Annotated in this window: 11 protein-coding genes and 2 pseudogenes; 7 read left to right on the top strand and 6 right to left on the bottom strand. The window is 74.8% G+C overall.

Annotated features, from left to right (window positions below):
• The 3 genes and pseudogenes from DKL51_RS25075 to DKL51_RS25065 all read right to left on the bottom strand — a co-directional run.
• Window positions 1–195 (bottom strand): annotated as a pseudogene (locus tag DKL51_RS25075) (alpha/beta family hydrolase); the annotation flags it as partial.
• Window positions 196–316: 121 nt separating this feature from the next.
• Window positions 317–709: a WhiB family transcriptional regulator gene (locus DKL51_RS25070; protein ID WP_109945430.1), complete on the bottom strand. Its 393-nt coding sequence runs from the start codon at window positions 707–709 to the stop codon at window positions 317–319.
• Between the two features lie 205 nt (window positions 710–914).
• Window positions 915–1,625 carry an SOS response-associated peptidase gene (locus tag DKL51_RS25065; protein ID WP_109945429.1) on the bottom strand — a complete coding sequence of 237 codons (711 nt, stop codon included), beginning with the start codon at window positions 1,623–1,625 and terminating at the stop codon, window positions 915–917.
• Between the two features lie 102 nt (window positions 1,626–1,727).
• Between DKL51_RS25065 and aroA the strand changes: the two genes are divergently transcribed.
• The 4 genes and pseudogenes from aroA (at window position 1,728) to DKL51_RS25045 (ending at window position 5,952) form a co-directional block, all read left to right on the top strand.
• The gene (aroA, locus tag DKL51_RS25060; RefSeq protein WP_109945428.1) at window positions 1,728–3,029 is read left to right on the top strand and encodes a 3-phosphoshikimate 1-carboxyvinyltransferase; all 1,302 of its coding nucleotides are present in this window, start codon (window positions 1,728–1,730) and stop codon (window positions 3,027–3,029) included.
• 166 nt (window positions 3,030–3,195) lie between these two features.
• A complete protein-coding gene (gene rsgA, locus DKL51_RS25055; protein ID WP_109945444.1) occupies window positions 3,196–4,137 on the top strand; it encodes a ribosome small subunit-dependent GTPase A in 942 nt (313 codons plus the stop codon).
• Between the two features lie 25 nt (window positions 4,138–4,162).
• Window positions 4,163–4,972 carry a histidinol-phosphatase gene (gene hisN / locus DKL51_RS25050; RefSeq protein WP_109945427.1) on the top strand — a complete coding sequence of 270 codons (810 nt, stop codon included), beginning with the start codon at window positions 4,163–4,165 and terminating at the stop codon, window positions 4,970–4,972.
• A gap of 60 nt (window positions 4,973–5,032) precedes the next feature.
• Window positions 5,033–5,952, top strand: a pseudogene (locus tag DKL51_RS25045) (hypothetical protein).
• Here the strand turns inward: DKL51_RS25045 and DKL51_RS25040 are convergent.
• Window positions 5,907–7,109: a glycosyltransferase gene (locus tag DKL51_RS25040; protein WP_109945425.1), complete on the bottom strand. Its 1,203-nt coding sequence runs from the start codon at window positions 7,107–7,109 to the stop codon at window positions 5,907–5,909. The pseudogene DKL51_RS25045 and the gene DKL51_RS25040 overlap by 46 nt on opposite strands.
• 248 nt (window positions 7,110–7,357) lie before the next feature.
• On the opposite strand from DKL51_RS25040, the gene DKL51_RS25035 reads away from it, so the two are divergent.
• The 3 genes from DKL51_RS25035 (at window position 7,358) to DKL51_RS25025 (ending at window position 9,798) form a co-directional block, all read left to right on the top strand.
• The gene (locus DKL51_RS25035; RefSeq protein WP_109945424.1) at window positions 7,358–8,356 is read left to right on the top strand and encodes an SDR family oxidoreductase; all 999 of its coding nucleotides are present in this window, start codon (window positions 7,358–7,360) and stop codon (window positions 8,354–8,356) included.
• Between the two features lie 56 nt (window positions 8,357–8,412).
• Window positions 8,413–9,141 (top strand): ATP-binding protein, encoded by a 729-nt coding sequence (locus tag DKL51_RS25030; protein WP_243422451.1) that lies wholly within the window; start codon window positions 8,413–8,415, stop codon window positions 9,139–9,141.
• Window positions 9,142–9,222: 81 nt separating this feature from the next.
• A complete protein-coding gene (locus DKL51_RS25025) occupies window positions 9,223–9,798 on the top strand; it encodes a DUF5709 domain-containing protein (RefSeq protein ID WP_109945422.1) in 576 nt (191 codons plus the stop codon).
• Window positions 9,799–9,805: 7 nt separating this feature from the next.
• Here DKL51_RS25025 and DKL51_RS25020 read toward each other — a convergent pair whose 3' ends face one another.
• Both DKL51_RS25020 and macS read right to left on the bottom strand, forming a co-directional pair.
• Window positions 9,806–10,438, bottom strand: coding sequence for a response regulator (locus DKL51_RS25020; RefSeq protein WP_109945443.1), 633 nt, complete (start codon window positions 10,436–10,438; stop codon window positions 9,806–9,808).
• A gap of 14 nt (window positions 10,439–10,452) precedes the next feature.
• Window positions 10,453–11,202, bottom strand: a 750-nt coding sequence (gene macS / locus DKL51_RS25015) for a MacS family sensor histidine kinase (protein ID WP_124812563.1), incomplete at its 5' end; no start/stop codon positions are given.

Raw genomic sequence — 11,202 nt, 5'->3', positions numbered from 1 at the left:
GTAGGGCTGGGTCACCCGGACCACCCCCGCCCCGGCGTCGACCACCGCGTCGCGGACCGCGAGCAGGTCCGGCGCGTCCACCCCACCGCCCGCGCCGTGCCCGACCACGAGCAGGGTCGAGGCCGGTCCGGCCGGCAGGTCGGTGTCGATCCGGGCCGGTCCGCGGGGCGTGTCGATCTCGTCGCTGTGCCGCACCGGCTCATTCTGCGCGCGGGTGCGCCCAGCCCCGGCGCCGCCACGAGGACCGGCCCCGGAAACGCCGTCGCCGCCCGCGTCCGGTCGGGATCGCGGGCGGCGACGGCTCACCTCCGGGTGATCAGCTCAGCGGTACCAGCGTGAGCAGGCGGTCCCGGACCGGCGGACCGGCCTCGTCGACCGCGTCCGGATCCGGCTGCACCTCGCTGCGCCAGGCGACGAGCATCGCCCGCCGCTCGCGCGGCGTGGTGCCGCCCCAGACGCCGTGGCAGTCGCCCACCTCCAGCGCCCAGGCCAGGCAGGATCCCTGGACATCACAACTGCGACAGAGCGCGACGGCCGCGTCGGCCGGTTCGTTGGGTGCCGGAAAGAACGTTTCCGGGTCCACACTCTGGCAGGTTCCTCTGGTTCGCCACGCGTCGTCCTGGCGCCGCTCCCGCAACGCCCGCAACAGGCGCGGATCTCGTCGTGCGGCAGCCACCTCATGCGGGCGGGGCATGCGTGCCCGTGTCAATACACCCACCTCCCCCGTGGGACCGGCAAAGATCGCGAGGATCGATGGGTGTCCGCCCCGTGCGAATCGACGCCCACCGCCGGCGCTGTGTTCTATCGCACTTCGTCACACGGGGACAAGACTCTGCCGTAAAGATGGCTAAACGGCCGGGCGACGATTCAGGCGCAACCCCGCAAATCAGCACACGACAATGTGCCGACAGTGATCAGAACAGCGTCATTTCGGTGACCTCGTCCCGGCGGGCCGTCGGCACCCGGACGGTCAGCCCGGGACCGTCGTTACGGACGTCGCCCACCGCCGAGGAGACCGGGCGGACCTCCAGGCCCGCGAGCCACTCGGCGGGCGGCGGGGCGAGCAGCGCCGCCGGCTCCTCGGTCGGGGCCAGCCACGGCGCCCAGCGGTCCCGGGGCAGCAACAGCGGCATCCGGTCGTGCACCTCGGCCAGCTCGCCGACGGCCGCCGTGGTCAGCACGCTGACGGTGAGCAGCGGAGTACCGGCGGACTCCCACACCGACCAGATCCCGGCGAAGGCGAGCACAGAGCCGTCCGTCGGTGTCATGTAGTAGGGCTGCCGGCGACCGCCCGGCTCACGAACCCACTCGTACCAGCCGTCGGCGGGGACGAGGCAGCGGCGGCGGGCGAAGGACGGCCCGTAGGCCCGGCTGGTGGCGATCGTCTCGGCCCGCGCATTGATCATGCGGGCCGCCCCGGCAGCGGTGCGGGACCAGTGCGGCACCAGCCCCCAGCGGCCGGCGGAGAGCACCCGGTGCCCCTCGGCGGCCAGCCGGACCAGCGGCACCGGATCGGTCGGGGCGACGTTGTAGTCCGGGCCGACCGCGCCGCCGGTCTCGTCGTACGACTCGAACAGCGCGCTCAGGTCGCCCGCGCTCCGGGTCGTCGCGTACCTCCCGCACATGGCGCACACGCTAACCCGCCGATGGATTCCCGGCTGTCCCGCCAGCCGGGAGTCGGCTCGCCGGCCGGTTCCACCGGCCCGCGAAGTTGGCAGAATGTGACCGTGGGGAATCTGACCGCGACCCGGCCGCCGCAGCCGTGGACCGCACCGACCGCCAGTGACCCGGTCGGCGCCACGCTGCGCCTGCCCGGCTCCAAGTCGATGACCGCCCGGGCCCTGGTGCTCAGCGCGCTGGCCAGCGGCCCGTCGACGCTGTTCCGGCCGCTGCGGGCGCGGGACACCGAGCTGATGGCCGGCGGGCTGCGGGCGATGGGCGCGCACATGTCGATCTCCGACGACGAGCGCTGGCTGGTCCGCCCGCACTCGCTGGTCGGCCCCGCCCACGTCGACGTCGGCCTGGCCGGCACCGTGATGCGCTTCGTACCGCCGGTGGCCGGCCTGGCCACGGGGCGGGTCACCTTCGACGGCGACCCGCAGGCCCGCGTCCGCCCGCTCGGCCCGCTGATCGGCGCGCTTCGCTCCCTCGGCGTCCGCATCGACGCGCCCGCCACCGGCAGCCTGCCGCTGGTCGTCCTCGGCACCGGCCGGGTCACCGGCGGCGAGGTGGTCATCGACGCCTCCGCCTCCAGCCAGCTCGTCTCCGGTCTGCTGCTGGCCGCGCCCCGCTTCGACCGGGGCGTGGTGGTCCGCCACCAAGGGCCGCCGGTCCCCTCCGCGCCGCACCTGCGGATGACCGTACAGATGCTCCGGGCCGCCGGAGCGGCGGTCGACGACACCACCCCGGACGTGTGGACGGTCGAGCCCGGTCCGCTGAGCGGGCGGGGCTGGGAGATCGAGCCGGACCTCTCCGGTGCGGTGCCGTTCTTCGCCGCCGCGCTGGTGACCGGCGGCGAGGTCACCCTGCAGGGCTGGCCGCGCAGCAGCATGCAGCCGGTCGAGCAGCTCCGCACCCTGCTGCACCGGATGGGCGGCGAGGTGATCCTGACCACCGCGGGGCTGACCGTCCGCGGCACCGGCGCGGTGCACGGCCTGGACGCCGACCTCTCCGACGTCAGCGAGCTGACCCCGGCGCTGGCCGCGCTGGCCATGCTCGCCGACTCGCCGTCCCGGCTGACCGGCATCGGGCACATCCGCGGGCACGAGACCGACCGGATCGCCGCGCTGGCCCGGGAGTTCACCGCGCTCGGCGCGGACATCACCGAGTCCGCCGACGGGCTGGAGATCCGCCCCCGCCCGCTGCGCGGCGGGACCTTCCGGACGTACGCCGACCACCGGATGGTGCACGCCGCGGCGGTGGCCGGGCTGGCCGTCCCCGGGATCGAGGTGGACGACGTGGCGTGCACCTCCAAGACCATGCCCGAGTTTCCGGCACTATGGTCAGCGATGGTGACCGGAAAGAGCTGACGCGACAGGGGGCCGGGTCCTGGCGACCAGACGGCGGGAGTACGACGAGGACGACGTACGGGTCCGACCCGGGAAGTCCTCGCGCCCGCGTACGCGCACCCGCCCCCGGCACGAGAACGCGGTCGACGCCTTCGTGATCGCCGTCGACCGCGGCCGGTACACCTGTGTGCTGCCCGACTCCGGGCCGGACGCCCCGACCATCACCGCGATGCGGGCCCGCGAGCTGGGCCGCAAGTCGGTGGTGGTGGGCGACCGGGTCGCCCTGGTCGGGGACACCTCCGGCGCACCCGGAGCGCTGGCCCGCATCGTCCGGATCGCGGAGCGCAGCTCGGTGCTGCGGCGCACCGCGGAGGACGACGCGACCACCGCCGAGGGGCGGCTGGAGCGGGTCGTGGTGGCCAACGCCGACCAGCTCGTGATCGTCAGCGCGCTGGCCGACCCGCCGCCGCGTACCGGGTTCATCGACCGCTGCCTGGTGGCCGCGTACGACGCCGACATCGAGCCGCTGCTCTGCCTGACCAAGGCCGACCTGGCGGGTCCGGAGGCGGTGCTCGACTACTACACCGAGCTGGAGCTGCCGTACGTGCTGATCCAGCCGGATTCCGAGCTGGACGCGCTGCGCGCCCTGCTCGCCGGGCGGATCTCGGTCATGGTGGGGCACTCCGGGGTGGGCAAGTCGACGCTGGTCAACCGGCTCGTCCCGGAGGCCGAGCGGGCAGTCGGCACGGTCAGCGCGATCGGCCGGGGCCGGCACACCTCGACCAGCGCGGTGGCGCTGCGGCTGCCGCCCGCGCCCGGCGCCGACGGCGACCCGGGCTGGATCATCGACACCCCCGGGGTACGCAGCTTCGGCCTGGCGCACGTCTCGGCGGAGAGCCTGCTGCACGGCTTCCCCGACCTGGTGGAGGGCACGGTGGACTGCCCGGCCAACTGCCAGCACACCGCCGACGAGGCGGACTGCGCGCTGGACGCCTGGGTGGCCGCCGGCAAGGCCGATGCGCGCCGGCTGGCGTCGTACCGTCGGCTGCTGGCCTCCCGGGCCGGCGAGGGCGACGGCCGCGCCGAGCCCGAGCAGCGGAATCCGGGCGACCCGCTCGCCGGGTCCTGACCGCCGCGCGACTACCGTTTTCGGCATGACCGGGTACGCCGACGACCTCGCCCTCGCCCACCTGCTCGCCGACCGGGCCGACGCCGTCTCCACGGCCCGGTTCCGGGCCCTGGACCTGCGGGTCGAGTCGAAGCCGGACCTGACCCCGGTCTCCGACGCGGACACCGCGGTCGAACAGGAGATCCGCGCCCTGCTGGCCGAGCACCGGCCGGGCGACGGCCTGCTCGGCGAGGAGTACGGCGAGCAGCCCGCGGCCGGCCCGGACGGACGACGCTGGGTGATCGACCCGATCGACGGAACCAAGAACTTCGTCCGTGGGGTGCCGGTCTGGGCCACCCTGATCGCCCTGCTGGAGGGGGACCGGCCGGTCCTCGGCCTGGTCTCCGCCCCGGCGCTGGGCCGGCGCTGGTGGGCCTCCCGGGGCGCGGGAGCGTACGCCGGTACCGACCTGGCGTCCGGGACCCCGATCCGGGTCTCCGGCGTCAAGGACCTCGTCGACGCCAGCGTCTGCTACTCGTCGCTGACCGGCTGGGAGTCCGCCGGGCGGCTGGAGCCGATCCTCCAGCTCATGCGGGACGCCTGGCGCAGCCGGGCGTACGGCGACTTCTACGGCTACATGCTGCTGGCCGAGGGGGCGCTGGACGTGATGGTCGAGCCGGAGCTGTCGCTCTGGGACATCGCCGCCCTGGTGCCGATCGTCACCGAGGCCGGCGGCACGGTGACCGACCTGGCCGGGCGTCCGGCGCCGGCCGGCGGCGAGAACAGCGCGGTGGCCACCAACGGACTGCTCCACGCCGACATCCTGGGCCGGCTCGGGCGGCCGGCCGAGCACTGACCCGTCGGTAACCTCTATCCTCGCCAGGTGGTGTCCTCCGGTTGGTGCTTCCTCGCGGCGATGATCGTCGCGTACGGCTTCGCCAACCTCCTCCAGTCCGTGGCCGCGGCCCGCACCACGCTGCACCACACCTTCGACCCGGGGCTGCTGCTGCGGCTGGCCGGCCACCGGACGTACCTGGTCGGGCTGCTCTGCCAGGTCACCGGCTTCGTGCTGGCCTTCCTGGCCCGCCGGGACCTACCGCTCTTCCTGGTCCAGGCCAGCGTGGCGGCCGGGCTCGGGGTGACCGCGCTGCTCGGGGTGGTGGTGCTGAAGTGGCGACTGCCGGCCGCCGAGGTGGTGCTGCTCGCGCTGCTCTTCGGCGGCATCACCGCGCTGGTGCTGGCCGCCCGACCGGCGCCGTCCCGACAACTCGGCACCGCCGGTCTGATCGGGCTGGCGGCGGCGCTGGGCGTGATAGCCCTGCTCGGCTTCTTCGCGGTACGGCTGCACGGGGCGCCCGGATCGGTGGTGCTCGGCTCGCTCGCCGGGATGGCCTTCTCGGCCGCCGCGGTGGCCGCCCGGCCGCTCGCCTCGGCGGACTCGGCGGAGGCATTCGTCCGGAATCCGCTGCTCTACCTGCTCGTCGCCCACTCGTTGGTCGGGCAGCTGCTGCTCGGCCTGGCCATGCAGCGCGGCTCCACGACGGCCGCGGTGGCGGCGATGGACGCGGCCGGGGCAGTGCCCGCGGCGATCGTCGGCCTGCTGCTGCTCAACGACAAGATCTGGCCGGGACGGGAGTGGCTGGCCGGGGCCGGCTTCCTGATCACGCTGGTCGCGGTGGTCGGCCTCACCCGGTACGCCGAACCGCAGCACCACCACGCCGTGGCCCGGGACCGGGAGCGCCGGATGGTGGGCGCCGGCGCGGCCGCCCGCCCGCGCCGCTGATCGACCCTCAGGCCGCCTCGACCGGCTTGCGGCGGCGCACCACCCGCTCGTAGAGGCGCTCCAGGGCGGTCGCCGTCCGCTCCCAGGTGTAGCTGCACCGCACCCGGTCCACCGCCGCGTGCCCGTACGCGAACCGCCCGGCATTGTCGGCGAGCAGCCGGCGCAGGGTCACCCCGAGCGTACGGACGTCCCCCGGCGGCACCAGCTTGCCGGTGACCTCGTCGACCACCGCGTCGGCGATGCCACCCATCGCGTACCCGACGACCGGCACGCCGCAGGCCATCGCCTCGAGCGACACCCGCCCGGCGGACGAGTAGTGCGGGGTGCAGGCGACCACGTCCGCCGAGCGGTACCAGGTGGCCATCTGGTCGTGCGGCACCGCGCCCACCAGCTTCACCTGGTCGGCCACCCCGGTGCGCTCGGCCAGCTCGCGCAGCCGCCGCGCCTCGGCGTGGTTGGCCAGCTGCTCGGCCGGCGGCCCGCCGGCGATCACCAGCTCGGCGTCGCCGACCAGCCGCATCGCCCGGATCAGGTCCTCCTGGCCGTGGCCGGGCGAGAACCCGCCGACGGAGAGGATCCGGGCCCGCTGGTCCCGGGGGGCCGCCTCGCCGTCCGGGTGGAACTGCTCGACGTCGACGCCGGTCGGCACCATCGCCACCGAGGTGCGCTGGAGGCCCATCCGGGTCAGCTCGTCGACCTCGTCGTTGTTCTGGGCCACCGCGATGTCCACCGCCCGGGTCAGCGCGCGCTCCAGCGGGATCCGCTCCCCCGGCCCGTCGTACTGCTGGCCGAGGTGGCGCAGCTGCTCCACGCCGAGCGAGTGGAAGGTCTGCACCACCGGGATGTCCGTCTCGCGTACGGCGTGGGCGGCGGCGAGGCCGCCGATCCAGTAGTGCCCGTGCACCACCTCCGGGGTCCAGTCGCCGGACCAGCGCTCGGCCAGCCAGCGCCCGAACTCGGACACGTACGGCACCAGCTCGACGGTGGGGATCGGCCGGGCCGGACCAACCGGGACGCGTTCCAGCCGGTAGCCCTCGACCTCGACGCTCTCCGGCTGGTCCGGGTCGTCCCGGCGCTCGTAGACCCGCACGTCATGGCCTCGTTCGGCGAGTTCCGCGGCGACCCGCGCGATGTGCTGGTGCGTGCCGATGGTCGGGCCTTCGACCTGGGTGGACGGGCCGGCGTGCGCGCACACAAGGCCGACGCGCATGGTGCACCTCCATGCGATCTTTTGGAGCGGTGGGTCCCTCCGGTCAGAGGGTCCCATTAACCGGACGCCGGTGAGCCGAAACCTGGCAGATCAGGACCGGACCGGCGGAGCGGGGTCGGTGGGGACGCACCCCGACGGGACGCGACCCTGAGTCGACATCCCGACAACTGCCCGGAACCGGCCGGGCCGAACCGTGATCCGGGCGACTGCACCCGCATGACCCACCGGGACCGGGGTACCGGCGAAGAATGCCTCTCACCCGCACCCTCGACGACTCGGCGATCGTGATCACCGGGGCCTCCAGCGGCATCGGTGCGGCGACCGCGTACGCCCTGGCGCACCGGGGAGCGGACGTGGTGCTGGCGGCCCGGAGCGAGGACGCCCTCCAGCGGGTCGCCCGGCGCTGCCGGGAGCTGGGTGGGCGGGCGCTGGTGGTACCGACCGACGTGACCGATCCGGAGGCGGTGGTGGGGCTCGCCGCCCGTACGGTGCAGGAGTTCGGCCGGATCGACGGCTGGGTGAACAACGCCGCGGTCGGCACGGTGGGCCTCTTCGACGAGATCCCGGTGGAGGAGTTCCGCCGGGTGGTGGAGGTGAACCTGCTCGGCGTGGCGTACGGGATGAAGGCCGCGCTGCCGTGGCTGGCCGCGGCCGGCGGCGGTGTGCTGGTCAACAACGCGTCCGTGCTGGCCGAGGTGGCGATGCCGTACCAGTCGGCGTACAACGCGACCAAGCACGGCATCCGCGGGCTGGCCGACACGGTCCGGCAGGAGCTGGGGGTCACCGGCCGGGACAACATCTCCATCTGCACGGTGCTGCCGGCCACGATCGACACCCCGTTCTTCCAGCACGCGGCGAACCACAGCGGGCACGAGCTGACCCCACCCCCGCCGGTGTACCCGCCGGAGGTGGTCGCCGACACGATCGTCCGGCTGCTGCGCCGGCCCCGCCGCGAGGCGTACGCGGGCGGCGCCGCGCGGCTGATGGGCCTGCAGTGGCGGCTGGCGCCGGCACTGGCCGAGCGGGCGCTGGGCTGGTACGCCCACCGGACCCAGTTCGGGCCGGGCGTACGGCTGGACAGCAGCGGCAACGTGTTCCGGGCCGACGCGGACGCCGAGCGGGTCGGCGGCTGGCACGGCCGGCGCCGGCAGCTGGTCCGGATCACGGCGGCGTTCGGGCTGGCCGCGGCCGGCACGGCGGTCGGCACCGTGGCCGCGATGACGAGACGATCGCGGGAGCGGTCATGAACCGCACCGACCGGCCGGATGCGCGGCCCGGGTCCGGCATGCACAATGGGACGATCATGCCGACGGACGTGCGATGCCTGGTGGAGACGGACGAAGCCTCCGCCGTCGTCACGCTGACCGGTGTGCTGGATCTGGCCGGTGTCTCCGCCGTCCGGGATGCCCTGCTGGCCCGGCTCTGGGGGCGGCCCGGTCCGGTGATCGCCGATCTCTCCCGGCTACGGGTGGTCGACCCCGCCGCGCGCGCCGTCTTCGACGACGTGCGCCGCGAGGCGGCCGACTGGCCCGCCTCCGCTCTGCTGGTCCTCGACCCGGTCGGGGCCGGGGAGGGCGGCGCGCCGATCTGCGCGACCCTGGACGAGGCGCAGGCCGCCCTGGCCGACGCGCCGATGGCCGCGGTGCTGAACGTCGACCTCGCCCCGTCGGTGGGCGCCGCCCGGGAGGCCCGGGCGCTGGTCACCGACGGCTGCGCCCGGTGGGGCGTGCCCGATCTGGCCGAGCCGGCCTGCATCGCGGTCACCGAGATGGTCAACAACGTGGTGGCGCACGCCCGGACGCCGATGACCGTCCGGGTGGCCCCCCGGGACAGCTCCCTGCACCTGGCCGTCCGGGATCACTCGCCGCGGCAGCCGGCCTTCGCCGGCCTCGCCCCGCTCACCTCGACCGGCGGCCGGGGGTTGCTGCTGATCGACACGGTGGCCCGGCGTTGGGGCAGCACGTCCTTGCCGGACGGCAAGGTCGTCTGGTGCGTGCTGTACGCCGACGACGAGGCCGCCTTCCGGGCCTGACGGCGACTTTTCTTCCCTTTTCTCCCGATCCCGGCCGCCGGACCCGGTTAATCCGGGGAGCGCAGTGGGTAGTGATCAGCCATGCGCGATGACGACTACCCGACCCCCGTGTCCGACCCGGAGGCGGAGGGGCTGCCCGACACCGCCGACGACGACTCCACCGCGAAGGACGACGTCCTGACCGGCCGTGAGGCGGACGGGCCGGAGCCGGCCCAGCTTCCGGGCGACCGCACCCCGGTGGCCGTCGACCGGTACGGCAACACGGCCGAGGAGCAGCTCGACGGCGAGTCGCTGGACTACAAGCTCCAGCGGGAGCAGTACGAGCGCCCGGCCGACGACCCCCTCGCCGGCCCGGTCGACCCGGACATCGCCGCCGAGGCCGACAGCGACGAGGCCGCCGCGCAGGCCCAGCTGGACGCCGACGTGATGGACCCGGGCCCCACCTCCGACCCGCACTCCCCGGTGTCGATCTACGACCACGGCCAGCTCGGCACCGTCGCCGACCACCAGGTCGGCCGGCTGGTCGAACCCGACGAGGGCGCACACACCGACCAGGAGACGGACAACATCGCCTGGGACGCCGGCTCGGCCGGTGGCGGGGCGACCGCCGAGGAACTGGCCATTCACGAGACCCGCCCGCCGGAGGCACACCCCTGATCGACCGTCAGTCGTCCAGGCCCCGCTCGATCGCGTACCGGGTCAATTCGACCCGGTTGTGCAGCTGAAGCTTGCCGAGCGTGTTCTGCACGTGGTTCTGCACCGTCCGGTGGGAGAGCCCGAGTCGCTCGGCGATCTGCTTGTACGACAGCCCCTTCGCCACCAGGCGCAGCACCTCGGTCTCCCGTTCGGTGAGCCGGGGTGCTTCGTCGTGCCCGCCCGGCGGCCCGGCCGCCAGCCGCCGGTACTCCCCGAGCACCAGCCCGGCCAGCCCCGGCGTGAAGACCGGCTCCCCGGCAGCGGTCCGGCGCACCGCGTCCAGGAACTCGGCCGGGGCCGCCGACTTCACCAGGTAGCCGGTGGCGCCCGCCTTGACCGCGTCGAGGACGCTCTGCGGCTCTCCGCTGGCGGAGAGCATCAGCACCCGCACGTCGGGCAGCGCCGCGCGCAGCCCGACGATCACCTCCACGCCGGAAACGTCCGGCAGTTGCAGGTCGAGCACCACCACGTCGGGTCGGACGGCCGCGGCGACCCGCACCGCCTGCCGACCCTCCCCGCTGGTCGCCACCACCAGGTGGCCGGCCTCGGTGAGGTCGCGGGCCACCCCCTCGCGCCACATCGGGTGGTCGTCGACCACCATCACCCGGACGCCGCTCACCGTCCGCACCTCGGCACGCTCAGCTCGATCTCGGTCCCGGCTCCGGGGACGGAGACGATCCGGACCTCGCCGCCCAGGCCCGCCACCCTGCCCCGGATGGACTGCGCCACCCCGAGCCGCCCCTGCACGGCGGCCTCGGCCAGCCGGCCCTCCGGGATCCCCGGCCCCTCGTCGCGTACCGAGACGGTCACCCGCTCCCCCTCGTCCTCGATCAGCACCCAGGCCCGCCCGCCGGCGTGCCGGGCCACGTTGTCCAGCGCCGCGCCGGTGGCGGCGGCGAGTTCCCGGGCCACCCGGGCGGGGAGCGGGACCGGGGTGGCCGGCGCGGAGACCGCCACCGTCGCCGAGGCGTACCGGTCGAGCAGGGCGCGCAGGTCGGGCGTCTCACCGGCCTCGTCCGGCTTACCGCCCGCCCGGCCGATCAGCGCGCGCAGCGCCGCCTCCTGCTCGCCGGCCAGCCGGGCCAGTTCGCCGGCCTCGCCGTCGAGCTGGGCGCCGCGCCGCTGCACCAGCGCCAGCACCTGGAGCACCGAGTCGTGGATGTCCCGGGCCAGCCGCTCCCGCTCCCGGGTCGCCGCCTCCAGCTCCACCGCCCGCTGCAGCCGCTCCTCGGCGGTCACCGCCAGCCGGGCGACGTGCCCGACCACCACGCCGGCGAGCAGCATCAGGATCGCCCCGGTGAGCCAGGACTGGGTGATCCGCTCCCGGGTCGCCAGGTCGACACCGCCGACCACCAGCGCCGCCAC

The sequence above is a fragment of the Micromonospora globispora genome, from assembly GCF_003857015.1.
Lineage (GTDB): Bacteria > Actinomycetota > Actinomycetes > Mycobacteriales > Micromonosporaceae > Micromonospora > Micromonospora globispora.
This window is presented reverse-complemented; position numbering and strand designations above follow the sequence as displayed.

What these genes read in the sequence shown, in the direction of transcription:
- DKL51_RS25020 (WP_109945443.1), bottom strand. Translation starts at nt 10,438, where the DNA reads ATGGTGGTCGACGACCACCCGATGTGGCGCGAGGGGGTGGCCCGCGAC.
- DKL51_RS25065 (WP_109945429.1), bottom strand. Translation starts at nt 1,625, where the DNA reads ATGTGCGGGAGGTACGCGACGACCCGGAGCGCGGGCGACCTGAGCGCG.
- DKL51_RS25040 (WP_109945425.1), bottom strand. Translation starts at nt 7,109, where the DNA reads ATGCGCGTCGGCCTTGTGTGCGCGCACGCCGGCCCGTCCACCCAGGTC.
- hisN (WP_109945427.1), top strand. Translation starts at nt 4,163, where the DNA reads ATGACCGGGTACGCCGACGACCTCGCCCTCGCCCACCTGCTCGCCGAC.
- DKL51_RS25025 (WP_109945422.1), top strand. Translation starts at nt 9,223, where the DNA reads ATGCGCGATGACGACTACCCGACCCCCGTGTCCGACCCGGAGGCGGAG.
- DKL51_RS25035 (WP_109945424.1), top strand. Translation starts at nt 7,358, where the DNA reads ATGCCTCTCACCCGCACCCTCGACGACTCGGCGATCGTGATCACCGGG.
- DKL51_RS25030 (WP_243422451.1), top strand. Translation starts at nt 8,413, where the DNA reads ATGCCGACGGACGTGCGATGCCTGGTGGAGACGGACGAAGCCTCCGCC.